The sequence below is a fragment of the Methylorubrum subtropicum genome (assembly GCF_038442325.1).
In the GTDB taxonomy this organism is placed as follows: domain Bacteria; phylum Pseudomonadota; class Alphaproteobacteria; order Rhizobiales; family Beijerinckiaceae; genus Methylobacterium; species Methylobacterium subtropicum.
In genome coordinates, this window is the sequence record NZ_JBBXMW010000006.1 from 169,399 (window position 1) to 192,873 (window position 23,475).

The 23,475-nt window shown below is 70.5% G+C and carries 22 protein-coding genes and 1 tRNA gene; 12 read left to right on the forward strand and 11 right to left on the reverse strand.

The features are described from left to right. Positions 1-137: 137 nt before the first annotated feature. Together AAHG03_RS10945 and AAHG03_RS10950 are read right to left on the reverse strand one after the other, a co-directional pair. Positions 138-620 carry a DUF2852 domain-containing protein gene (locus AAHG03_RS10945; protein ID WP_342150683.1) on the reverse strand — a complete coding sequence of 161 codons (483 nt, stop codon included), beginning with the start codon at positions 618-620 and terminating at the stop codon, positions 138-140. A gap of 87 nt (positions 621-707) precedes the next feature. After that, positions 708-1,334: a TetR/AcrR family transcriptional regulator gene (locus AAHG03_RS10950; RefSeq protein ID WP_342150684.1), complete on the reverse strand. Its 627-nt coding sequence runs from the start codon at positions 1,332-1,334 to the stop codon at positions 708-710. 410 nt (positions 1,335-1,744) lie between these two features. Between AAHG03_RS10950 and zigA the strand changes: the two genes are divergently transcribed. The 3 genes from zigA to speG are packed head-to-tail and all read left to right on the forward strand — an operon-like array spanning position 1,745 to position 3,886. Beyond that, positions 1,745-2,962 carry a zinc metallochaperone GTPase ZigA gene (gene zigA / locus AAHG03_RS10955; protein WP_342150685.1) on the forward strand — a complete coding sequence of 406 codons (1,218 nt, stop codon included), beginning with the start codon at positions 1,745-1,747 and terminating at the stop codon, positions 2,960-2,962. Then, the gene (locus AAHG03_RS10960) at positions 2,962-3,282 is read left to right on the forward strand and encodes a hypothetical protein (RefSeq protein WP_342150686.1); all 321 of its coding nucleotides are present in this window, start codon (positions 2,962-2,964) and stop codon (positions 3,280-3,282) included. Before zigA ends, AAHG03_RS10960 begins: the two co-directional genes overlap by 1 nt. A gap of 55 nt (positions 3,283-3,337) precedes the next feature. Then, a complete protein-coding gene (speG, locus tag AAHG03_RS10965; RefSeq protein ID WP_056238068.1) occupies positions 3,338-3,886 on the forward strand; it encodes a spermidine N1-acetyltransferase in 549 nt (182 codons plus the stop codon). A gap of 162 nt (positions 3,887-4,048) precedes the next feature. On the opposite strand, the gene AAHG03_RS10970 is transcribed toward speG, so the two are convergent. Beyond that, positions 4,049-5,338: a hypothetical protein gene (locus AAHG03_RS10970; protein WP_342150687.1), complete on the reverse strand. Its 1,290-nt coding sequence runs from the start codon at positions 5,336-5,338 to the stop codon at positions 4,049-4,051. A 420-nt stretch (positions 5,339-5,758) separates the two neighbouring features. Here AAHG03_RS10970 and fabZ point away from each other — a divergent pair, with 420 nt between their 5' ends. From fabZ to AAHG03_RS10995, 5 genes are read left to right on the forward strand one after another with little or no spacing between them, the layout of a single operon-like run. Next, positions 5,759-6,232, forward strand: coding sequence for a 3-hydroxyacyl-ACP dehydratase FabZ (fabZ, locus tag AAHG03_RS10975; protein WP_342150688.1), 474 nt, complete (start codon positions 5,759-5,761; stop codon positions 6,230-6,232). Between the two features lie 5 nt (positions 6,233-6,237). Beyond that, positions 6,238-7,044 carry an acyl-ACP--UDP-N-acetylglucosamine O-acyltransferase gene (gene lpxA / locus AAHG03_RS10980; protein ID WP_342150690.1) on the forward strand — a complete coding sequence of 269 codons (807 nt, stop codon included), beginning with the start codon at positions 6,238-6,240 and terminating at the stop codon, positions 7,042-7,044. Between the two features lie 2 nt (positions 7,045-7,046). Then, complete coding sequence (locus AAHG03_RS10985) at positions 7,047-7,895, forward strand: LpxI family protein (RefSeq protein WP_342150691.1); 849 nt, start codon at positions 7,047-7,049, stop codon at positions 7,893-7,895. Further along, positions 7,892-9,055, forward strand: coding sequence for a lipid-A-disaccharide synthase (gene lpxB / locus AAHG03_RS10990; RefSeq protein WP_342150693.1), 1,164 nt, complete (start codon positions 7,892-7,894; stop codon positions 9,053-9,055). The genes AAHG03_RS10985 and lpxB overlap by 4 nt, the downstream gene beginning before the upstream one ends. Then, the gene (locus AAHG03_RS10995; protein WP_342150695.1) at positions 9,052-9,522 is read left to right on the forward strand and encodes a YaiI/YqxD family protein; all 471 of its coding nucleotides are present in this window, start codon (positions 9,052-9,054) and stop codon (positions 9,520-9,522) included. The genes lpxB and AAHG03_RS10995 overlap by 4 nt, the downstream gene beginning before the upstream one ends. Positions 9,523-9,651: 129 nt before the next feature. Here the strand turns inward: AAHG03_RS10995 and AAHG03_RS11000 are convergent, their stop codons facing one another. The 4 genes from AAHG03_RS11000 to AAHG03_RS11015 all read right to left on the reverse strand — a co-directional run bounded on the left by AAHG03_RS11000 (position 9,652) and on the right by AAHG03_RS11015 (position 13,890). Further along, entirely contained in the window at positions 9,652-11,046 is a 1,395-nt protein-coding gene (locus AAHG03_RS11000; RefSeq protein ID WP_342150697.1) for a hypothetical protein, read from the reverse strand. Between the two features lie 84 nt (positions 11,047-11,130). Then, the gene (locus AAHG03_RS11005; protein WP_342150699.1) at positions 11,131-13,278 is read right to left on the reverse strand and encodes a helicase-related protein; all 2,148 of its coding nucleotides are present in this window, start codon (positions 13,276-13,278) and stop codon (positions 11,131-11,133) included. A gap of 104 nt (positions 13,279-13,382) precedes the next feature. Beyond that, entirely contained in the window at positions 13,383-13,634 is a 252-nt protein-coding gene (locus AAHG03_RS11010; RefSeq protein WP_342150702.1) for a hypothetical protein, read from the reverse strand. A 178-nt stretch (positions 13,635-13,812) separates the two neighbouring features. Beyond that, a tRNA-Pro gene (locus tag AAHG03_RS11015) sits at positions 13,813-13,890 on the reverse strand. A gap of 332 nt (positions 13,891-14,222) precedes the next feature. Between AAHG03_RS11015 and AAHG03_RS11020 the strand changes: the two genes are divergently transcribed. The 3 genes from AAHG03_RS11020 to AAHG03_RS11030 all read left to right on the forward strand — a co-directional run bounded on the left by AAHG03_RS11020 (position 14,223) and on the right by AAHG03_RS11030 (position 17,146). Then, entirely contained in the window at positions 14,223-14,537 is a 315-nt protein-coding gene (locus tag AAHG03_RS11020; RefSeq protein WP_342150703.1) for a hypothetical protein, read from the forward strand. Positions 14,538-14,867: 330 nt separating this feature from the next. Next, positions 14,868-15,572 (forward strand): carbonic anhydrase, encoded by a 705-nt coding sequence (locus tag AAHG03_RS11025; RefSeq protein ID WP_342150704.1) that lies wholly within the window; start codon positions 14,868-14,870, stop codon positions 15,570-15,572. A gap of 11 nt (positions 15,573-15,583) precedes the next feature. Next, positions 15,584-17,146 (forward strand): SulP family inorganic anion transporter, encoded by a 1,563-nt coding sequence (locus tag AAHG03_RS11030; protein ID WP_342150705.1) that lies wholly within the window; start codon positions 15,584-15,586, stop codon positions 17,144-17,146. Positions 17,147-17,249: 103 nt separating this feature from the next. Here AAHG03_RS11030 and hflX read toward each other — a convergent pair whose 3' ends face one another. Further along, positions 17,250-18,647, reverse strand: a complete 1,398-nt coding sequence (gene hflX / locus AAHG03_RS11035; RefSeq protein ID WP_342150706.1) for a GTPase HflX — start codon at positions 18,645-18,647, stop codon at positions 17,250-17,252. A 214-nt stretch (positions 18,648-18,861) separates the two neighbouring features. Between hflX and AAHG03_RS11040 the strand changes: the two genes are divergently transcribed. Continuing rightward, entirely contained in the window at positions 18,862-19,095 is a 234-nt protein-coding gene (locus AAHG03_RS11040; protein ID WP_342150707.1) for a hypothetical protein, read from the forward strand. 107 nt (positions 19,096-19,202) lie between these two features. Here AAHG03_RS11040 and hfq read toward each other — a convergent pair whose 3' ends face one another. From hfq to AAHG03_RS11055, 3 genes are all read right to left on the reverse strand, one after another. Then, positions 19,203-19,457, reverse strand: coding sequence for an RNA chaperone Hfq (hfq, locus tag AAHG03_RS11045; RefSeq protein WP_003600267.1), 255 nt, complete (start codon positions 19,455-19,457; stop codon positions 19,203-19,205). Between the two features lie 187 nt (positions 19,458-19,644). After that, a complete protein-coding gene (gene ntrX / locus AAHG03_RS11050; protein WP_342150708.1) occupies positions 19,645-21,015 on the reverse strand; it encodes a nitrogen assimilation response regulator NtrX in 1,371 nt (456 codons plus the stop codon). Beyond that, the gene (locus AAHG03_RS11055) at positions 21,012-23,381 is read right to left on the reverse strand and encodes a sensor histidine kinase NtrY-like (protein WP_342150709.1); all 2,370 of its coding nucleotides are present in this window, start codon (positions 23,379-23,381) and stop codon (positions 21,012-21,014) included. Before AAHG03_RS11055 ends, ntrX begins: the two co-directional genes overlap by 4 nt. Positions 23,382-23,475 lie beyond the last annotated feature (94 nt).

Sequence of the window (23,475 nt, forward strand, 5' to 3'; positions counted from 1 at the left end):
ATGGCGGCTCGGCCCTGCGGCAACCGTACACGGCCGGGGAATCGCTGCACTGCACGCGAAATCCTCCGGACGAAGAAAGGGCGCCCCACCGGAACCGGCGGGACGCCCTCGTCATGATCGCGATGTCGGAGGCGGGGTTACGCCTGGTAGGTCGGGCCGCCGCCCTCGGCGCGGCGCTTGGCCATGAAGGCGTCGAACTGCTCGCGGTCCTTGGCCCGCTTCAACTCCTCGACGAACTCGGCGAAGGCTTGGCTCTCTTCCTGGAGGGCACGGCGGCGGGCCTCCAGGCGCTCCAACTCGGCGTTGCGGTACTCCTCGAAAGCCCAGTTGCCGCTCGCATTCCGGCCGAAGCCGGTATTGCCTTTGGCGGCCTCGAAAGCGCGGGCGAAGCGCGACTGGCCGTTGGTGCTGCCGAAGCTCCACGCGCCGGAGCGGGCGAACTCGCGCATCTGGTCGAGCGCCGGGTAGCCGGCGATCTTCCAGGCCACGTAGGCGACCGCCACGGGCCAGACGTAGATGAAGCTCACGACGATGGCGCCGATCTCGATCGAGCGCTTCGGGAACGGGCCGCTGCGGTGGGACGCACCACGAGCCCAGGGAGAGGTAGAGGACGTGTTCACGGCTGCATGGCTCCGGGTGTGAATGTGAACAACATTCACATGCGGGGCCGCCTGCGCGGTTTCAAGGGCACGACACGCGGAAGTCGTTCAGGGCGCCGGTTTCGACCTTTCGCCGGCTCCGTGCACCAGGGCGAGCACGCCCGCGCGCAGCAACTCGTACTTGTCCGGGCCGCTCTTCGGCAGTTGGCCCGCGGCCGAGAGCGTGGCGATGCCGTGCGACAGCGCCCAGACTTCGAGCGCGAGAAACCGCGGATCGACGCCGTTGAAGCCCTCGGGGAAGGTCGCGTTCAGGGCCTCCACCAGCAGGTCGAAGGGATTGGGCCGGTCGGGCGCGGGGGCAGGCGCGGCGGCACCCCGCACCTCGAAGATCGCGGCGTAGTAGCCCGGCTCCTCCTCGGCGAAGGCCAGATAGGCCTCGCCCATGCGGGTGAAGCGCTCCAGCGGCGTGCCGCGGCCGGTCAGCGCCCGCGCCAGCCGCTCGGCGAGGTCGGAGAAGCCGCGGCCGGCGACCTCTTCGAGCAGGGCCTCGCGCCCGCGGAAATGGCGGTAGAGCGCGGCGGGGGTGACGCCGACGAGGCGGGCCGCATCGACCAGCGTGAAACCGCCGATGCCGCGCTCGGCGATGAAGCGGCGCGCGGCCTCGATCAGCGCCTCCTTGAGGTTGCCGTGGTGGTAGCTGCGCCGGTCGCCCGGTCCCTCGCGCCAGGGTCGCACCCCTCGCCTCCTCGCTCCGGCGGCCGTTCATGCCGCCTCTCGGTGACGCGCGAGCCGGCCCTCGAGTTCGGCGGGGTCGCACGAAAGCGCCTTTTCCCGCGAGTCGCGCGGCAAGTCGACTGCCTTTGCGCAAGGGGCCCGTCGTCCACGCAATGCCTCCGTCATTCCGGGGCGCGAAGCGAACCCGGACCCGAAGGGGCGCGCCGGAGGCGTGCAATCCACGACTGGCCGCGACAGTTCGATTGCGACCGGGTATCCCGCATCACGGGTGGATTCCGGGTTCCGCTGCGCGGCCCCGGAATGACGGCGGTGGCTTTGTTGGGGACCGGCCGAAGCTGCCCCCGAACCGACCAGGGCTTGACGGCTGGTGCAAATGAAACGTTATAAAGTTACATACTCAAGGAGCCCCGATGCCCGCCACCGACGCCCGCCTTCCCGTCACCGTGCTGTCCGGCTTCCTCGGCGCGGGCAAGACGACGCTGCTCAACCACGTGCTCAACAACCGCGAGGGCCGCCGCGTCGCGGTGATCGTCAACGACATGAGCGAGGTGAACATCGACGCCGACCTGCTGCGGGCCGGCGGCGCGAACCTGTCGCGCACCGACGAGCGGCTGGTGGAGATGACCAACGGCTGCATCTGCTGCACGCTGCGCGACGACCTGCTCGCCGAGGTGCGCCGCCTCGCCGGTGAGGGTCGGTTCGACTACCTGCTGATCGAGGGCACCGGCATCGCCGAGCCGCTGCCCGTCGCCTCGACCTTCTCGTTCCGCGACGAGGCCGGCCACGCACTCGCCGACGTCGCCCGGCTCGACACGATGGTCACCGTGGTCGATGCCGTGAATCTCCTGAAGGATTACGGCTCCAACGAATTCCTGAGGGACCGCGGCGAGACCGCGGGCGCCGAGGACACCCGCACCCTGGTCGATCTGCTGGTGGAGCAGATCGAGTTCGCCGACGTGGTGGTGATCAACAAGGCCGGCGACGTGAGCGCGGAACACCTCGATTTGGTCCGCTCGGTGGTGCGCGGCCTCAACGCCGACGCCCGCCTCGTCGAGGCCGCGCATGGGCGCGTGGAACCTGAAACAATCCTAGACACCGGCCTGTTCGACGAGGCGAAGGCGCAGGAACATCCGCTCTGGTTCAAGGAACTCTACGGCGCCCACGAACACGTGCCGGAGACCGAGGAATACGGGATCGGCTCGTTCGTCTACCGGGCGCGCCGGCCGTTCGATCCGCAAAAATTCCAGGCCTTCGTGAACGCGACGTGGCCGGGGCTGATCCGGGCGAAGGGCCATTTCTGGCTCGCCACCCGGCCCGACTGGGTCGGCGAGTTCTCGCTGGCCGGCGCGGTGGCGCATGTCGGCGCCATGGGCTTCTGGTGGGCGGCGGTGCCGCGCCGCCGCTGGCCGGAGGAGGAAGTGTTTCGCGAGCGGCTGCACGCGGTCTGGAGCGACAATTGGGGCGACCGGCGCCAGGAACTCGTCTTCATCGGCCGCGACATGGATCGGACGGCGATCACGTCCGCGCTCGATGCCTGCCTCGTCGGCGCGGAGGCGGCGCGGTTCGAGCCGGAGGCGTTCCGCCACCTGCCCGATCCGTTCCCGGCCTGGCGCCGGGCGGCGGCCTGATGGGCTTCGTCACCCTCCGCGACTGGCGCGCCCGCTCGGCGGCGCTGGCGCAGAGTGCCGCGCGCGCCAAGGCGCTGATCGCCCCGGCGCTCGGCCTCACGGAAGACGACGCGCTCTCGGTCAACGAGATCGTCTGCCACGATCCCGCCTGCCCCGGGGCCGAGACGGTGGTGCTGGTGATGCGCGCGGGCGAGCCGACGCGGGCGCTCCGCCTCCCCTGCGGGCTCGATGCGGTGACGGCGGCGGAAGCCGCGGCGCTGGCGGTGGAGGAGGCGGCCCTGCGCGGCGTTCGAGAGCCGGCTTTCATCATTCCGTCGTGACGGCCGTGGGAGTAGGCCTTGGGGCAAAGCCACAGCCCCACGGCCCGAGACCGCCATGAGCATCAAGCTGAGACCGCTGGAGCGCGAGGACCTCCTCTTCGTGCACCAGCTCAACAACAACGACAGCATCATGCGCTACTGGTTCGAGGAGGCCTACGAGTCCTTCGCCGAACTGGCGCAGCTCTACGAGCGTAACATCCACAACCAGACCGAACGGCGCTTCATCATCGCCACCGAGCGGAGCGAGCCCGCCGGGATGGTCGAGCTCGTCGAGATCAACCACCTGCACCGCCGCTGCGAATTCCAGATCGCGATCCACCCCGACCATCAGGGCAAGGGCTACGCCAAGCGCGCCACCCGCATCGCCATCGACTACGCGTTCAAGGTGCTCAACATCCACAAGCTCTACCTGCACGTGGACAAGGACAACAAGCGCGCCGCCGGCATCTACGAGAGCTGCGGTTTCCGCCCCGAGGGCATCCTCAGGGACGAATTCTTCGTGAACGGCCGCTATCGGGATGCGGTGCGGATGTGCTTGTTCCAGCCGGATTATCTCGCCGAGCGTGGCGCGGGCGAGGTGACCGAGCCGGTGCTGAAGACGTAATTTTTTGCGACGACGGCCTCGCCTCGCAATGACGGTGTGAAGCGGGAAACGGGAGCGCAGGTTCGGAAAAACGAAAACGGCTCCCACCCGCAGCGGGTGAGAGCCGAATTCCTTGGGCTTCGAAGCCGCGCCCCACGGAGGGGCGCGGCTCAGGGCAGACCCTTACCGGGCGCCCATGCCCTCGCGGCCACCGGCGCCGCGGCCGGACTCCATGCCGCCCGAGGCGTTGCCCTTCATGCCGCCGGCCTCGCCGCCGCGGCCCATCGAACCGCGGTCGGCGCCGCCCTTGTCGGAGGCGTTGCGGACGTTGTCGCCGCCCTCGCCGCCGCGCATGCCGGCATTGCGCATGCCGTCACGCTCCATGCCCTTGTTGTCCTTGCCCTCGCGCATGCCGCGCTCGTTCATGCCCTTGTCGTTCATGGCCTTGTCGCCGCCCATGCGCTGGTCGCGACGGTCGCCGCGCATCTCGTTGCGCTCGTTGCGCTGCGAATCGCGGGTCTCGGTGCGGCTGGCGTTGCGCACGTCGGTGCGGCTGGAGCGGCTCTGGCTGAAGCCGGCGCTGACGGCACCGCCGGTGCGCTCGGTGGTCGAGACCGTGGTGGAGAGGCGACGGTATTCCGGCGAGCCGTAGAGGACGCGCTGGCCGCGGATCGTCACGTAGCGGCGCTCCTCGCCGACGCTGACGAGGCGGCGGTACTCGGGCGAGCCGTAGATCACGCGCTGGCCGCGGACCGTGACGTAACGGCGGCTCTCGCCCCCGACGCTGACGAGACGGCGGTATTCCGGCGAGCCGTAGATCACCCGCTGGCCGCGGATGGTCACGTAGCGGCGCGGGCCCGAGGTGGTACGCTCGCTGACGATCAGGCGGCGGTACTCGGGCGAGCCGTAGACGACGCGCTGGCCGCCGATGAACACGAACCGGCCCTCGCGGCGGTAGCCGCCGTCCACCGTGGTCGAGCGCACGTCGGTGCGGCTGCTGACGCGGGTGCGGTCGTTCTCGCGGAGGCTCGAACGCTCGCTGCGGTCGCCGCGCATCCGCTCGCCGCGCTCACCCCGGTCTGCGGTGTCGCGGTCGCGACCGGCGCGCCCGTCCATGCCGCGCTCGCCGCGACCCTCGCGGGCCATGTCGCCCTTGCCGGCCTTGCCCTCGGCCTTGTCCATGTCGCCGCCGCGGCCACCCGCCTCGCGGCCGGCCATGTCGCCCTTGGCGTCACCCTTCGCGTCGCCGCCCTTCATGGCGCCGCGCTCGGCCTTGTCGGCCTTCATGCCGGCGCCGCCGCGCTCGGACCCCATGCCCTCGCCGCCGCCGCGGGACTGCATGCCGCCCGAGGCGCCGCCGCGCTCGGCACCCGCCTGCATGCCGCCGCGCTCGGCGCCGGCACCGGCCGCGCCCTGAGCGTAGACCGAGGTGCTCATCAGCAGGGCGGCAAGACCCAATGCAACCGTTCTCATGGCGTAACCTCCAAATTCGAAAGACGCCTTCAAACGCGGCAGATATCGAAACGGTTCGCCAAAAAACTTGGCGTTTGGAGATGATTTTCACGCCGTTCCGTCACTGACCGGCATTGAATAAAGCTTGGCCATAAGGCCGGAGACACCATCCGAGGCCTTGGAGCGGAGCGCGATAACTACCGTGGGGCGCGGACCGTTCCGCGCGAATGCAGATGTCGATGCGCAGCGGCGGTTGCGCCCCGGTTGCCCGATGGCGGGCCGGTTCTCCGACGCCGGGCGCGTCCGCTGTGGCCCGATCGCCCCAAACGTCTTGCATCCGCCCGATTTTCTGCCGAAGAGGCCGCATTCAGCCGGACAGGGTCGCCGGAGCGGGCGGCAAAGGCCGCCCTCGGATGCGTCGAGCGGGGAGCGTTGGGACCGATGAGCGAAGAGCCGCGGGAGCTGGGATCGGCCGATATCCAGAAGGTTCTGGAATTGCTGCCCCACCGCTACCCGTTCCTGATGATCGACAAGATCATCGAGATCGACCGCGACGAGAGCTGCATCGGCATCAAGAACGTCACCGCCAACGAGCCGCAGTTCACCGGGCACTTCCCCGGCATGCCGGTGTTTCCGGGCGTGCTCTTGATCGAGGCCATGGCCCAGACCGCCGGCGCGATCTGCTGCCGCCACGTCATCGGCGACCGGGCGGCGGAGCTGAAGACCAAGCAGGTCTTCTTCATGACCATCGACAAATGCAAGTTCCGTAAACCCGTCGTCCCCGGCGACCAGGTGCGGCTGCACATGACCAAGATGAAGCAGCGCAAGACGATGTGGTGGTTCCGCGGCGAGGCCCGCGTCGACGGCACCCTCGTCGCCGAGGCCGAGATCGGCGCCATGCTGGTGACGGAGTGAAGCCCGTGCACGATGGCATCCACCCGAGCAGCGTGATCGAGGACGGCGCCCGCCTCGGCGAGGGCGTGCGGATCGGCCCGTTCTGCCATGTCGGCCCCGAGGTGACCTTGGGCGACGGCTGCGAACTCATCAGCCACGTGGTCGTGGCCGGCCGCACCACGGTCGGCGCGCGCACCAAGATCTACCCCTTCGCCTCGATCGGCCATCCGCCGCAGGACCTGAAGTATCGCGGCGAGCCCTCGACGCTCACGGTCGGCGCCGATTGCCTGATCCGCGAGGGCGTGACCATGAATCCCGGCACCGCGGGCGGCGGGCTGGAGACGGCGGTCGGCAACCACTGCGCCTTCCTGGCCAACAGCCATGTCGGGCACGATTGCCGCGTCGGCGACCACGTGATCTTCTCCAACAACGTCATGCTCGCCGGCCATTGCACGGTGGGCAACTACGCGATCCTCGGCGGCGGTGCGGCGGTGATCCAGTTCGCGCGCGTCGGCGACCACGCCTTCGTCGGCGGCCTGTCGGGGCTGGAGAACGACTGCATTCCCTACGGCATGGTGCTGGGCAACCGCGCCTACCTGTCCGGCCTCAACATCATCGGCCTGCAGCGCCGCGGATTCTCCCGCGAGGACATCCATGCGCTCCGCCGCGCCTACCGCCTGCTCTTCGCGCAGGAGGGCACGCTGATGGAGCGGGTCGAGGACGTGGCCGCCGAGTTCGACACCCATCCGGCGATCCACGAGATCCTCTCGTTCATCCGCGAGGGCGGCAAGCGCTCGATCTGCACGCCCCGCGCCGTCGCCGCGGCGGTCTGAGCGTGGTTGGGGCTGCCCGGCCGCTCGCTTTGGTGGCCGGGGCGGGCCGCCTGCCCGAACTCGTCGCCGCCTCGCTGGAGCGGGCGGGCCGGCCGTTCCGGGTGCTGGCCGTGCGCGGCTTCACCGAGCGGGCGATGCGGGCGCGCGCCGACGCGACCGTCGATCTCCTCGACATCCCCGGCACGCTGCGCATCCTCAAGGAATGGGCGCCCGACGCCGTGGTGCCCGCGGGCGGCGTCGCCCGCCCGAGCCCGGCGGCACTCCTCAACGCCGCCCACGCGGTGAAGAACCGCGACATCCTGCGGGGGCTCGCTGGCGGCGACGACCGGCTGCTGCGCGCCGTGCTGTCGCTGCTCGAAGAGAACGGCCACCGCGTGCTCGGCGTCCACGAGGTCGCCCCCGACCTGCTCGGGCGGCCCGGCCGCCTCGGCAGGCACGCGCCGGACAAGGACGCCGCCCTCTCGATCGCCACCGGCCGCGCCATGCTCGGCGCGCTGAGCCCGTTCGATGTCGGGCAAGCCGCGGTGGTCGCCGCCGAGCGGGTGATCGCGGTCGAGGGGCCGGAGGGCACCGATCGGATGCTGATCCGCGCCCGCGCGCTCGGCCGCAAGCCGTTCGGCTACGGCAGCGCCCCGAAGGGCACGGTGCTGGTGAAGCTGCCCAAGCTCGGCCAGGACCTGCGCATCGACCTACCCGCCATCGGCCCGCGTACGATCCACCGCGCGGCGGCCGCGGGCTGCGCCGGCATCGCCATCGGCGCCGGCCACACCCTGGTGATCGACGCGGGCGCGACGGTGGCGGCCGCGGACGCCGCCGGGCTCTTCCTCATTGGCCTGGAGGTCGCGCCGTGAGCCTCCATCAAAAAATCTGGCTGGTGGCGGGCGAGGATTCCGGCGACCAGCTCGGCGCCAAGCTGATCCGCGCCTTGCGCGCCCTCTCGCCCGCGCCGCTGACGCTCGGCGGCGTCGGCGGCGAGGCCATGGCGGCGGAGGGGTTCGCCTCGCTCTTCCCCATCGATGACGTGGCGGTGATGGGCTACCTGCCGGTGCTCGCCCGCGCCCGCACCCTGCTGCGGCGCATCCGCGAGACCGTGGACGACGTGGTGGCGGCGCGCCCCGACGTGCTCGTCATCATCGACAGCCCCGGCTTCACCCACGCGGTCGCGACCCGCGTGCGCAAGCGCCTGCCGGGCCTGCCGATCGTCGACTACGTCTCGCCGAGCGTCTGGGCGTGGCGGCCGTGGCGGGCCAAGGGCATGGTGCCCTTCATCGACCACGTGCTGGCCCTCCTCCCGTTCGAGCCGGAGGCGCATCGCCGTCTCGGCGGCCCGCCCTGCTCTTACGTCGGCCATCCGCTGATCGAGCGCCTGTCCGAGCTTCGCCCCTCCGCCGAGGAGCAGGCGATCCGCGAGGGCCGCCCGCCGGTGCTCGCGGTGCTGCCGGGCTCGCGCCGCTCCGAGATCGAGCGGCTGATGCCGGTCTTCGGCCGGGCGATCTCGGAACTCGCCAAGCGCGTCGGCCCGTTCGAGATCGAGCTGCCGGCGGTGAGCCGCCACCGGGCGCTGATCGAGCGCCTCGCGGTCGCCTGGGACCGGCATCCGCGCATCGTCCACGGCGAGGCCGCGAAGTACGCGACCTTCCGCCGGGCGCGGGTCGCGCTCGCGGCGTCGGGCACCGTCACCCTCGAACTCGCGCTGTCGGGCGTGCCGATGGTGGTGGCCTACCGGGTCTCGCGGGTGGAGGAAGTCATCGCGCGCCGCCTGATCCAGGTGCCGACCATCGTCCTGCCGAACCTGATCCTGTCCGAGAACGCCATGCCGGAATTCGTGCAGACCGATTGCACGCCCGAGCGGCTGGCCGACACGCTCGCCCCGCTGATGGCTGGCGGCTCGGCCCGCCGGACCCAGCTCGACGCGCTGAGCCGCATCGACGGGATGATGCGGTTGCCTGGCGACGAGGAGCCGAGCCGCGCGGCGGCTCGCATCGTTCTCGCGGCGAGGCGCGCGGCATGAGCGCGCCCGACCCGATCCGCATCTACGTCGATGCCGACGCCTGCCCGGTGAAGGACGAGGTGTATCGCGTCGCCGGCCGTTACGGGCTCCACGTCTTCGTCGTCTCGAACGGCTTCCTCAACCTGCCCCGCGAGCCCTGGATCGAGCGCGTGGTCGTCGGCGATCAATTCGACGCCGCCGACGACTGGATCGCCGAGCGGGCGAGCCCCGGCGCGGTGGTCATCACCGCGGACGTGCCGCTCGCGAGCCGCTGCGTGAAGGCCGGCGCGGTGGCGCTGAGCCCGACCGGCAAGGCCTTCACCGACGCCTCCGTCGGCATGGCGCTCGCCACCCGCAACCTGATGCAGGAGCTTCGCGAGGCCGGCGCCATCACCGGCGGCCCGAAGCCGTTCTCGAAGGCCGACCGCTCCGCCTTCCTCGGCGCCCTCGACCGCGCCATCGTGCGCCTGCGCCGCGAGCGAAGCTGAAGCCAAGTCCGAGGTTTCGAAAGGACAAGTCCTTTCGCGGGTCCAGGGCAGAGCCCTGGTCGGCGAAGCCATCATGGGGCTCCGCCCCAAACCCCGCCGAAGGGATGATCCCTTCGGAATCCCAGGACTTCAGTTGATCTCCGCTGTGAAGCTCATGGTGAGGGCGTTGCCGCTCGCGCCGAAGGCGGTGTTGCCGAGGGTCACGCGGGTCCCGCTCTGCGTCCCGATCACGGTGCCGCCGGCCCCGGAGGTGAGGTTGGCGAGCGAGCCGACGGCGGCGTCCTTCAGGCTGACGCCATCGGGCAGCGACAGCTGGAGCGAGGCCGGGGCCTTGCCGGTCCAGGCGACTTGGAACCGCGCCTGCATCCGCAGGGTCTTGCCGACGATCTCGTAGCTGGCGTGGCTGTGCGTCACCCGCACGCCCGAGCCGCCGGTCGGGGCGTAGGCCGGCGTGTAGGTCGCCCAAGCGCCACTCGACCCACTTGCGCCGAGCGTCGTCGCGGCGCCCGCGGCGTCGGTCAGGGTGAGCTGGCCCGCGCGATCGACGGTGAGGCTCGCGAAGGTCGCGCCCGCCTCGTCGGTCCACACCACCGCCTGCCCGCGCCGGACCCGGATCGGATCGTTGGCCGCGAAGGTCGCGCGGGACAGGTCGATGCCGTGGCTCCAGAAGCCCCAGGCCTGCCCGACGCCGTAGGGTGCGAGCGCCGCACTGGTGCCGCCCCAGAACGAGAAGCCGCGCCCTCCGCCGCCGAGTTGCGCCGCCTGCGCCGTCGGCACCAGCGCGTTCCGGTCGGTGCCGAAGCCGGTATGGGTACGCGGAACGTCGCCGCCGAGCCGGGGCGACGGGTTCGAGGACGGCGAGACCATCACGCCGTAGGTGACGTTGGTGCCGACGCCGGGCTCGCCCGCGAAGTTCGCCTCCGGGACGAGGTTGAGGCCCCCGACCTGTTGCAGCGGGTTGCCCGGATAGACCGTGGGACTGGAGGGGCTGGCCTGATAGCCGGTGTCGGCGCCCCGGTTGGTCAGGTTCCACTCGGCGACCGCGGCCCCGACCTTGCCCGTCGCCGTCGCGGGCGAGCCGACCTGGATGAACTGCCCGAGCTTGGATTGGGTGTTCGTCGCATGGGTGCCGCGGAAATCCGCGATGACCGTGTGGGCGACGTCGAAATTCGGGTTGGTCGCGAACGAGATGTAGGTCTGCCCGAGCCCGCTGGCCGTGTTCGGGCCCCGGTTGACGGCGTAGACTTGGTGCAGGGACGTGGTGTCGCGCGGCGAGGCCATGTCGACCGAGCCCTCGAACGGGCCGAGCACGCGGGTCGCGCCGGTGAAGGTGGGGGATGCCAGCGGCGCCCGCTCGGCCAGGAGCTTGGCCAGCGTCCCCGCGGCGGCGTTCGGCGACGGGACCACGCTCATCCGCGACAGGTCGCTGGTCGGCGAAGCCGCCGGGGTGGGCTCCAGCGCCGCCGCCGGCGCGAGTGGGAGCGCGGTCCCGAGGATCAGGGCACGCAGCGGGATGGATCGCATGGACGGCTCCGGATCGGCGATCTGGGACCGGGACCATGCCGTCATGGTCGAACCAAGGCCGACCCGGAAGGTCTCTCGTTGCTGTTAATTCCGGGCCTGGATGGGGCGGCGGGTCCGGCGTTCCGCCTTGCGCGTCGCCGTCTCCCGCAGGTGGTGCTCGATCGCGTCGTTGGCGCGCCCCCGCATCTGCAGGATCGCCTCCACGTCGTCGAAGGTCTCGGGGAAGCGCCGGGCGAGCCAGAGATAGGCGCTGGCGAGCTTCACCGTCCGCTCCTGATAATCGAGTTCGCCCGCGAGGCTCGCGCGCAGCGCCGGCACGGTCGCGCCCCCGGCGCGGGCTTGGCTCCAGCGTTCCAGCATCCCCATGGCGATCTCGTCGCGCCGGTTGATCGGGCAGACCGAGAACACGAACTTCTCCTCGATCGGCAGGCGGGCGCGGTCGATCGTGCGTGCCACGTCCAGAATCTCCTCGAGCGCCGAGGGCTGGAAGGGCGAGCCGGCGTAGAAGGTGGCGCGGGCGAAATGCGTCATCACCTCGGTGAGGCTGTTCGTGCGCATCTCCTCCGCCACGGAGCGGATCGCGGTCAGGTCGGGGCGCACGAAGAAGCGGGTGTCGGCGGCCGGCGCCGTCGGCGCGCCCGACAGCGCAAGGCGGATCGGCTCGAGCGCGATGGGGTCGGTCGCCGCGACGTAGCCGACCTCGTGGTGCCCGTAGCGCCCGGCGCGGCCGGCGATCTGGCGGATTTCCGAGTTCGTGAGCGCCCGCTCCCCGGTGCCGTCCCACTTGCGCACGGCCGAGAAGACGATCCGCTTCAGCGGCCCGAGGTTGAGGCCCATCCCGACCGCGTCGGTGGTGACGAGGACGTTCGCCTCGCCCGAGCGGAACCGTGCGGCCTCGGCGCGGCGGACCTCGGGCGAGAGCGCCCCGTAGATCGTCGCGACCCGGTGCCCGCGGGCGACCAGGATCTCGCGGTTCTCGTGCACGGCGCGCCGCGAGAAGGCCACCACGGCGTCGCCCGGCTCGACCGTCTCCAGCGGGACCGCCTCGTCCTGCAGCAGCAGCGGCGACTTGCGCTCGAAGGGTATCACCTCCAGCGATTCGTCGGCAGCTTCCGCCGCGCGGCGCACGTAGGACAGGGCGTCGTCCGAGCCGCAGACGATGACGGTCCGGGCCGGCACCCCGAACAGGGCGTTGGTCCAGGCCCAGCCCCGGTCGGGGTCGGCGAGCATCTGGATCTCGTCGATCACGGCGACGTCGATCGGGCGCGACAGGTCGGCGGTCTCGATGGTGCGGGCCGTGTGGGTCGGGTCGGTCTCGCCCAGGACTTCCTCGCCGGTGACCATGCCGGCCCGCAGCCCGCGCTCGCGCAGGGCCTCGTAGTTCTCCAGAGCCAGCAGCCGCAGGGGCGCGAGGTAGGCGCCGGTGGCGGCCTCCGTCAGGGTTTGCAGGGCCGCGTAGGTCTTGCCCGAATTGGTCGGCCCCATGTGGAACAGGATGCGCCGGTTCAGCCGCCGCGCCGCGCCGAATTTTTCGATGTAGGCCCCGAACCCGACCTGATCGCGCAGGCGCCGCAGGCGGGAGCCCTCGCGGGCCACCGCCTTGGCCCGCTGGCGCACCGGCGCCAGGGCATCCGCCAGCGAGCGGGCGAGCTTGGGACCGAAGCGGAATTGGCGGGAGCGCAGCGAGCGGTCCATGTGTTCGAGATAGGCGGCGGCGTCGGCGCCGACCTCGCGCAGGTCGGCCAGGATCTGGCCCCTGAGCCGGTCGATCGGCTTGCGCAGGGCGCCGACGATCTCGGCTTCGGCCCCCGTCAGGGCGGCACGCAGGCCGTCGAGGCGATGGGTCGGATCGTTGCGCGCGGCCATGTCCGCCAGGATTTCGGCCGCCTCGCGTTCGGGGCCGGCCTCCACCCGCAGATCCATCCGGCCGGCATCGAGCAGCGGGATCGCGACGCGGAAGGTCCAGACCACGCCGTCGTCCTTCGCGACCGTGGCCCTCAGCGCCGGGATGGCGCGCTTGAGCGCGGGGATTCCGGTCTCGACGAAGGCGCGCGCCGCAGCCCTCTCCCGCAGCGCCCGGGCGACGCGCTCGTCCTCGACCTCCGCCCCCATTTCCGGCAGTTCGAGATGGACCCGCAGGGCTTCGAGATCGCCGCTGCGAGCCGGCAGGCCGAGCCGCACGACGGACTCGGCCAGGCTCTCGATCGTGGGGCGCAGGCGCTTGCGGGCCATGAAGGCGGGTCTCGGCGAAGGGGGACGGCGGGGCGGTCGGTCGGGTCAGGCGGGCAACGGGCACGACCGGCTCAGGGTTCGGTGCATGGCCTCCAATCCGGTTCCTACAGCCAGCGCTCGTCGATGTCGGTGGCGTTGTAGGCCGGCAGGGGCTGATGCTCGTCGCCTTCGGCGAAGATCACGACATCGCTGGGCCCGACCTCGTACCGGGCGATCCGGTCCCACCTGCGATGGATCATCCGCGGCCCGCCCCAGATGCGGTAGGCGTTCCAGTAGCGGTCGTTGCGAAAGCCGACGTAGTGGACGCAAGCGGGCCGATCTCGCCAAATCTGCTGCGCGCGACGCGGCGGCTTCACGGTGAGGCCGTGAGCGGGCCGGACGCAGGCCGTCGGCAGGACCGGCCGGGATGCTGAATTGGGAGCAGGCTGCCGAATACCACGGCCGTTGGATACGGGACGAACATCGGCGGAAACAGGGCTCGCAGACCGCCCCGGAAGGCCTCGGCGCAGACGAGGCTCGATCCCTGTGAAGTAATGGTCGGAGTGGCGGGATTCGAACCCACGACCCCTAGTCCCCCAGACTAGTGCGCTAACCGGGCTGCGCTACACTCCGACGCCCCAGAGGGCTCGGCGCTCTTAGCTTTCCGGCCGGGGCCGCGCAACCCCTTTTCCGGGCGATCGACCGCGACGAATGCGGGAATGCCCGCCCCTCCCCCTCCGATGTTTCCGCCGCCGCCCCCTGAATGCATCCCGCGACACGGGCGCCGCCCGGCCCGTGTCGTGACGGCGCGCACCCGGCGGTCGCGCAGGGGCGGATTATTTTTTGAATATATTTGCGTGACAATTCGCACTTTCAAAATAATTCCCGAAGCAATAGCCTCGTTTTGTCAGAGAAGTACGAACAGAAAAGTTCAAGTCTCAGGGATTAACGAGGATCAAAGCGTCATGAAGGGTATCGTTGCTTTCAGTGTTCTGGCGATGGTCGGCCTGCCGCTGGCGGCTCAGGCGGAATCCGGCAGCGGCAGCCGTCAGGCGGCCGGCGGCGGCTTCATGAGCAGCTACCAGGACGACCCCTACCACGACCCCCGCTCGCTCCACTCGCAGCGCGCGGGCACCGGCCAGATCCTCGGCGCGCCCATGCTGAGCGAGAATGCCGGCGTGAAGGGCGGCCCCGTCCGCTCGGCGATCCGCCGCGGCGACGTCGATCCGAACTGGGCGACCACCGGCAGCCTGCCGAAGAAGCGCCGTCCGGTTCGCTAAACGATGATCGGGCGGCGCGGTCGAAGGGCCGCGCCGCCTCCCCGCCTCCCCGCGCCGGCCCTCTCGGGCCTGACCGTCCCGGGCCATCCCGGTGGCGCGCTGTCGCCTGTCCGGGATGATCGCACCGCACAAGAACGTGCCCCGGCCACACGGTCTCGTGAACGCCTTCAGGCTATTTCTGCCCTGTCATTCGAAGTCGAAACGGGGTTAGCCTTCGCTCGCAAAAGTCGAAACCGCCTGCGGCGGGATAAAAACTGACCTGCCGCACCGAATATCTCAGTCGCTGCAACGAACTGTACGTGCAAGCGATCTCGAAGAACGAGGATCGGCGTGGACGATATCATCCAAGGCATCTCGAATTTCCGCGGAAGTATCTTTCCGGGGCAGCAGCAGATGTACCGGCAGCTGGTCCGCGACGGGCAGCATCCGCAGGCGCTCATCATCGCCTGCGCGGATTCCCGCGTCTCGCCGGAGCACATCACCCAGTCCGGCCCCGGCGACCTGTTCGTCTGCCGCAACGCTGGCAACATCGTCCCGCCCTTCAGCCAGCAGAACGGCGGCGTCTCCTCGGCGATCGAATACGCGGTGGTGGCGCTCGGCGTGCGCGACATCGTCGTCTGCGGCCACTCCGATTGCGGCGCCATGAAGGGGCTGATGACGCCGGACGCGCTCGCCGCCATGCCGAACGTCGCCGCCTGGCTGCGCCACAGCCATGCGGCGAGCCGCATCGTCTGCGAGGCCTATCCCGCCGGGATGGACCCGAAGGACCATCACCGCGCCTTGGCGCTGGAGAACGTCGTCGTCCAGCTCAGCAACCTGCGCACCCATCCGAGCGTCGCCGCCGGCCTCGCCAAGGGGCAGTTGCGCCTGCACGGCTGGTTCTTCGAGATCGAGAGCGGGCAGGTGCTGGCCTATTGCGGCGAGGCCGGCCGCTTCGTGCCGATCGATCAGGCCGGCGACATGCCGGTCGCCCACATGCCGGCCCAGCGCATCGCCGCGCCCGAGATGGCGCGCGTCGCCGTCGCGGCCGAGTGAGGGCATCCGCCATGCGTGCCTCCCTCTCGCGGCTGATCCCGCCGACCCTCGCGCGGGACCTGCCCGCCTCCTTCGTGGTCTTCCTCGTGGCGATGCCGCTCTGCATGGGCATCGCCATCGCGTCGGGCGTGCCGGCCGAGCGCGGCCTCATCACCGGCGTGATCGGCGGCATCGTCGTCGGCTTCCTCGCCGGCGCCCCGCTTCAGGTCAGCGGCCCGGCCGCGGGGCTCGCCGTCATCGTGTTCGAGTTCGTGCGCACCCACGGCATCGACGCGCTGGGGCCGGTGCTCGTGGCGGCGGGCGCGATCCAGCTGCTCGCGGGCGCCCTGCGGGTCGGCGGCTGGTTCCGGGCGATCTCGCCCGCGGTCGTCCACGGCATGCTCGCCGGCATCGGCGTGCTCATCGTGCTGGCGCAGATCCACGTCCTGACCGACGCGCTCCCGAAGGCCAGCGGCCTCGACAACCTCGTGGCCATCCCGGCCGCCTTCTTCAACTTCGTCTCCGGCGAGGGCAACCGCTTCGGCGCCATCGTGGTGGGCCTCGTCACCATCGTGACGATGATCGGCTGGGAGAAGGTCCGCCCGGCTCGCCTCAAGCTCCTGCCCGGCGCGCTGGTCGGCGTCGTCTCGGGCACGCTGGTGGCGGTGATCGGCGACCTCGCGGTCAAGCGCGTCGAGGTGCCCGAAAACATCCTCTCGGCCGTGGCCCTGCCGGGTGCGGGCGATTGGAGCCGCCTCACCGAGCCGGCCATGATCGTCATGGCGATCACGCTCGCCGTCGTCGCCAGCGCCGAGAGCCTGCTCTCCGCCGCCGCCGTGGACCGCATGCACGACGGCCCGCGCACTCAGTACAACCGCGAACTCGGCGCGCAGGGCGTCGGCAACGTCCTCTGCGGTCTGGCCGGCGGCCTGCCGATGACCGGCGTCATCGTCCGCTCCTCGGCCAACGTCCAGGCGGGGGCGGCCACCCGCGCCTCCACCATCCTGCACGGCAGCTGGATCCTCGCTTTCCTGCTCGTCCTGCCGATGGTGCTGAAGCTCGTGCCGACGGCGGCGCTCGCCGGCATCCTCGTGGTGACGGGCTGGCGCCTCGTCAGCCCGGCGCATGCGAAGCACCTGCTCCAGCGCTACGGGATGGCCACCGCCGCCATCTGGCTCGTCACCCTGGTGATGGTCGTCGCCACCGACCTGCTCACCGGCGTGCTGATCGGGCTGGCCCTCAGCCTCGTGCAGGTGGTGCCGCACCTCCTCAAGGGCAGGCTCCGGATCGAGGGCGGCGCCGCGCAGACCGTGCAGGGCGGGACCCTCCAGGCCGTGCCGGAACTGCGTCTCTCGGGCTCGGCCACCTTCCTCCAGCTGCCCCACCTCAACGAGGCCCTGGAACGCACCCCCGACGACGGCCCCGTGCGACTCGCCGCCCAGGACCTCCACCACGTCGATCACACCTGCCTGGAGATGATCCAGGAATGGGCGACCCGCCGCGCCAAGGCCGGCGCCCGCGTCGAAGTGGTCGGCGGCGGCGGCGGGTTGAGGCACAGCCTCGCCATGGCAGCGCATGCCGCGCCGAAGGACTGAGGCCGAAATGAAGAAGCCCGGTGCCGCTCAAGCGGCACCGGGCTTCTTCGTGTCAGGGCTCTGCCCTGACGACCCGCCGAAGGGCTTGCCCTTCGGAATCCCGTTACGGCGTCGCGATGCGGCGGGCCGCCTCGAAGCGGTTGAGGAATCTGGGTTCCTTTTCCGGGGCGATGCGGATCGTCAGCGCGATCTCGCCGCTGTCCTCGGCCTGCCGGTCCAGCACCTCGGCGTTCTCGTAGAGCCAGTTGAGCGCGGCTCCGTCCTCCGGCGGCAGCGTCAGCGCGAAGGTCGAGCGGGCCCGCGCCACCTGCCCCTCGATCCGCTCGGCGAGCGCCGGCAGCCCCTCGCCCGTGAGCGCCGAGACGAGGATCGGCGCCGGCCCCGCGCCGCGATGGGCCGAAGCGAGGTTGAGCAGCCGGGTGCGCTCGCCCTCGTCCAGAAGGTCGGCCTTGTTCCACACCTCGACGATCCGCTCGGCATCCGCCTCGATCCCGAGTTCGCGCAACACCTGCTCCACGTCCTCGGCCTGGGCCTGGGTGTCGCCGTGCGAGACGTCGCGCACATGGAGCAGGATGTCGGCCTCGATCACGTCCTCCAAGGTCGCCCGGAACGCGGCGATCAGCGAGGTCGGCAGGTCCGAGATGAAGCCCACCGTGTCCGACAGGATCACCGTCTCGCCGTGCGGCAGCTTGGTGGCGCGCGCCGTCGGGTCGAGCGTGGCGAACAGCATGTCCTGCGCCTTGACCTCGGCCTTCGTCAGCGCGTTGAACAGCGTCGACTTGCCCGCGTTCGTGTAGCCGACCAGCGCGACGATCGGGTACGGCACCCGCGCCCGGCTCTTGCGGTGCAACCCGCGGGTGCGCGCCACCGCGTCGAGATCGCGCTCGATCTTGGTCATCCGCTCCTGGATCATCCGGCGGTCGGCCTCGATCTGCGTCTCGCCGGGACCGCCGAGGAAGCCGAAGCCGCCGCGCTGCCGCTCCAGGTGTGTCCACGACCGCACCAGCCGCGACTTCTGGTAGGCCAGATGCGCGTGCTCGACCTGCAGCGTGCCCTCCCGCGTCGAGGCGCGGCGTCCGAAAATCTCCAGGATCAGGCCGGTCCGGTCGATGACCTTGGTGCCCCACGCCTTCTCGAGGTTGCGCTGCTGCACCGGCGACAGGGCGCAGTCCATTACCACGAGGCCGATCTCGTCCGCCTTGACGAGGCCCGCCATCTCCTCGACCCGGCCCTTGCCGAGATAGGTCGAGGGCCGCGGGCGTTGCACGTGCACGCCGATCGCCTGCGCCACGTCGAGTTCGATCGCGGCGGCCAGCCCCACGGCCTCGTCGAGCCGCGCGTCGTCGGAGCGGGTGTTCTCCGGCTGGCCCGGCGCGAAGCGCTGCGCCACGCGAGTGAGATACGGCCCGACCACCAGCGTGCGGGTCGAGGCGGCGATCTCCCCCTCGGGGGCGGCCTGCCGCTGGAGTCGCGCTTCGCCGGGGGTGAGCGGTTCTGTCATGAAGTCCTCGTGCGCGAACCCGTCCAACCCGGTTCCGGCGCCTCACCGGTTATTTCGATCAGGAATCGACTCTGTCGAGGGCGCGGTTCCGGCCGACGTCCCTCAGTAGAATGCGGGCCCGCTTCACACGAACGTGTCGGCTCCGTCATGGCTCCGCGGCTTGCCGCGGTCGATGCGGCGTGCCGATACCGGAGGCGACGACGGGGGCGATCCGGTGAGCCTGATCCACAACGAGCGCACGAAGCTCCGGGCCACCGCGCTGAACGGCATCGCCATCGCTTCCATCGCCGCAGGCTTCATCACGCCGCTGGCTGCGGTGGCCTTCGGCATCCAGGGAGCGGCCTCACGCGGAACATGGCCGACCGCCGTCGCGGCATTGGCTTTCCTCGCGGTCGGCGTCGGCCTACATCTGTTGGCGATCCGCCTGCTCGGAGAACTCGTCGAATGACGACAAGCGACCTGTTCCTGCTGGCGCTGGGTCCCGCCATCGCCCTGGCCGCCGGCCTGATCATCTACAGGCTCGGCATCCGCGCCTCACGCGTCGGGCGCTGAGTCTCACGCCTTCTCGGGCGCGGTCTCGTCCGGCTCGAACAGCTGTACGGGGTGGCCCGGCATGATCGTCGAGATCGCGTGCTTGTAGACGAGCTGCGAGTGGCCGTCGCGGCGCAGCAGCACGCAGAAGTTGTCGAACCACGTCACCACGCCCTGGAGCTTGACGCCGTTGACGAGGAAGATCGTCAGCGGGATCTTGTTCTTGCGGACATGGTTGAGGAACGTGTCCTGGAGGTTCTGAGCGCGCTCGCCCGCCATTTTTCTTATCCTTGTTTCGCCACCGGCATCGCGGGAGCACAATTCGGACCGCGCGGAACCCGACCGCCCGCATCGCCGAAACCCGCTTCCCCAAGCGGTCCCATTACAGGGCGAAGCTTCTCCGGACGCAAGCCTTTCCTCGCGCCCAAGCGTCGCCATACCCCTGTTGTGCCAGGAGCGGATCGTCTCAGGGGCCGATGCCGAGCGACTTCAGCTTCCGGTGCAGGGCCGAGCGCTCCATGCCGATGAACTCGGCGGTGCGCGAGATGTTGCCCGAGAACCGGGCGATCTGCGCCACGAGATATTCCCGCTCGAAGATCTCCCGCGCCTCGCGCAAAGCCAGACTCATCAGCTTCTCGCCGCCCGCGCCGGTTGGGGTCGTCGGCACCAGCGCGCCGATCTCGGTCGGCAGCATCTCGGAGGTGACCTCCTGCTCCGGGTCCGACTGGGTCAGGATCATCAGCCGCTCGACGTTGTTGCGCAGCTGGCGGATGTTGCCGGGCCAGTCGTGGGATTGCAGCACCGCCATCGCGTCCTCGGCGATGCGCCGCCGCGGCAGGCCGGTGGCGGCCGAGATCTGCTCCATGAAGAAGGCGATGAGTTCCGGCACGTCCTCGCGCCGCTCGGCGAGCGACGGGATGCGGATCGGCACCACCGAGAGCCGGTGGAACAGGTCCTCGCGGAAGCGCCCGCCCGCGATTTCCTCCGGCAGATCGCGCGAGGAGGACGAGATGATGCGCACGTCCACGTGGACGCGGGCCGTGCCGCCGACGCGTTGAAAATTCTGATCGACGAGGACGCGCAGGATGCGGCTCTGCGTCTCCTTCGGCATATCGGCGACTTCGTCGATGTAGAGGGAGCCGCCATGGGCCTCCTCCAGCGCGCCGACGCGCCGCACCCGGCCCTCGCCAGCCTCGACGCCGAACAGCTCGGCTTCCATCGTCTCCGGCGTGATCGTCGCCGCGTTGATGACCACGAACGGGCCGCTCGCCCGCGCCGACGCCGCGTGCAGCGTGCGCGCCGACAGCTCCTTGCCGGCGCCGGGCGCGCCCGAGATCATTACGCGGGCATTGGTCGGCGCCACGCGCTCGATGGTCTGGCGCAGCTGGTTAACCGCGACCGACCCGCCGACGATGCGGCTCGCCTGCCCCGAGCGCACCTTCAGGTCGCGCACCTCGCGCTTGAGGCGCGAGGCTTCCAGCGCGCGCTCGGCGACGAGGATGAGCCGGTCGGCCTTGAACGGCTTCTCGATGAAGTCGTAGGCGCCGGATTTGATCGCCGCGACCGCGGTCTCGATGTTGCCGTGGCCCGAGATCATCACCACCGGCAGGTCGGGATGGCCGGTCTTGATCAGGTCGAGCACCTGCAAGCCGTCGAGGCGCGAGCCCTGGAGCCAGATGTCGAGGAAGACGAGGTGGGGCCGGCGCGATTCGATCGCGGCCAGCGCCTCGTCGGAGCCCGCGGCGGTGCGGGTGCGGTGGCCCTCGTCGTCGAGGATGCCGGCCACGAGGTCGCGGATGTCGGCCTCGTCGTCGACGATCAGGATGTCGGCGCTCATGGCTGCATCTCCGCGACGCGTCGCGCTTCCATGGCGCCCTCCCTGTTCTTGTCCATCGTCGTCCCGTCTCGCGGCGCGCCCGCCGGGCGGTCCCGTTCCGATCCGGCGCCCTCGCCGACATCCCGCGGCAGCCGCATGCGGACCTGTCCGCCGCGCCCCTCGGGGTTGTCGTTGAGCTCGATCCCGCCGCCATGCTCTTCGAGCACCTTCGACACGATCGCCAGCCCGAGGCCGGTCCCGCCCTCGCGGGTCGTCATATAGGGTTCGAGCAGGCGCTGGCGCCCCTCCGCCGGAAAGCCTTTTCCGTTGTCGGTCACGTCGATCACGACGAAGGCGCCCTCGACGGTGAGCTTGAGGCTCACGCGGCCTTGGCCGCCGTCGGCGGTCAGCACCTCTTCGGGCACGGCCTGCACCGCCTCGACGGCGTTCTTGAGGATGTTGGTGAGCGCCTGCGAGAACAGCCGCACGTCGAAGGCCGCGACCACGCGCCCGCGCTCGTCCTCGCCGACCGTCTCGAACGGGAAGTCGATGTCGGGATGCGCCATGCGCAGCATGAACAGGTTCTGGCGGCCGATCTCGGCCAGATCCTGCTGGGTGATGGCGGGCTTGGGCATCCGGGCGAAGGAGGAGAACTCGTCCACCATGCGCTTGATCTCGTCGACCTGACGCACGATCGTGGCGGTGCACTGCTCGAACACCTCCTTGTCGGCGACGATGACCTTGCCGTACTTGCGCCGGATGCGCTCGGCCGAGAGCTGGATCGGGGTGAGCGGGTTCTTGATCTCGTGGGCGATGCGCCGCGCCACGTCGGCCCAGGCCGAGGTGCGCTGCGCGGTGACGAGGTCGGTGATGTCGTCGAGCGTCACCACGTAGCCCCGCGCTTCCCCTTGCGCCTGCTCGCTCGTGACCCGCACCGCGATGGTGCGCTCGCGCCCTCCCCGCACCAGCTGGATCTGCTGCTGCAAGGCGCGGTGGCGGCCTTCGGCTTCCGGAAACAGCGCGGCGATCTCCGGCACCGCCTCGGTCAGCGGGCGACCGACGAGTTCGGCGGCGCTCAAGCCCAGCGTCTTTTCCGCGCTCGGGTTGGCGATGGTGATGAGCCCGCCCGCATCGACGCCGAGGACGCCCGGCGACACGCCGGACAGCACGGCCTCGGTGAAGCGGCGGCGGCGATCGATCAGGTCGCTCGCCGCCCGCAAGCCGTCGTGCTGGCGGCGCAGCTCCTGCGTCATGGTGTTGAAGCTCTCGCCGAGATGCGCGAGGTCGCCGTCGGATTTCCGCGCAGGAACGCGGGCGTAAAAATTGCCGGCGGCGACCTCGTCGGCGGCGTTGATGAGGCGGCGGATCGGCGCCACGAAGCGGTTGGCGAAGTTGAGCCCGAACCACACCGCCGAGAGCAGGGTGATCAGCGCGATCAGCACGAAGACCGAGGCGAAGGTGACCTGGATCGAGTAGCGCAGGTCGTCGAAGGCGAGGTACTCGGCCGCCGCCGCGCGGGACACGCCGGGGAAGTCGATGGCGAGCTGGCTCACTTCCCGCTGCACCAGCAGCACGGCGTTGTCGTAGGCCGGCATCCGCAGCAGCGCCGCGAAGACCCGCCCCTCGTTCGGTAGCAGGCAGATCGGGTCGCTGGATTTGGCCGCGTCCTCGAAGGCGGCGGCCGAGGGCAGCCGGGTCTGCTTCAGCACGTCGATGTTGGCGCGGGCCACGATGTCGTTGGGCCCGCGCATGATCTTGGCGATCGGCAGGCCGAGCGCCTGGGCGCGGGTGGTCATGAACGACTCGAACCACTCGCGGTTCACGTCGAATTGCGGGCGCGCCCGGGTCAGGTCGTCGGTGAGGATGCGGATCTCGCGGGCCAGCGACTGGCACTGGTTCTCCAGATGCGCGTCGGCGATCTGGACGGATTTCAGCACCACGTCGCGGACCCGGTCGGTGAAGCCGAGCGACAGGCCGCGGTCGAGCGTCACGGTCGCCACGATGGCGAGCAGGATGGTCGGCAGGATCGCGATCAGGCTGAACAGGCCGACGATGCGGGTGTGCAGCCGCGCCACCGTCGCGTGCGCCCGCCGCGCGTGGAGGAAGACGCGCGATTCCCAGGCGATGACGATGACGAGGCACAGCACCAGCGCGACGTTGATCGCCAGCAGCGTGATGCCGGTGTTCTGCGACGGCGTGACCTTGATCAGGCCTGCCAAGATCAGGAAGGTGACGCTCGCCGAGATCAGCGCGACGACGACGACGGCGGCGCCGATCCAGCCGGGCCCCCGCGGCGGCGCGGTGAAGGGCTGCGGCGCGACCACGCCGCTCTCCGCGGACGGGGCGTCGGACGGCGTCTCTCGATTGCGTCGCGACAGGAACGGCATCGCTGATGCAGGGCCACGACAGTGTGGCGAAATTAATACAAGTCGGGGCCAGGAGGGGGCTTTCGGCCGCCTCGACGCGCCGCTTGTATCCCAC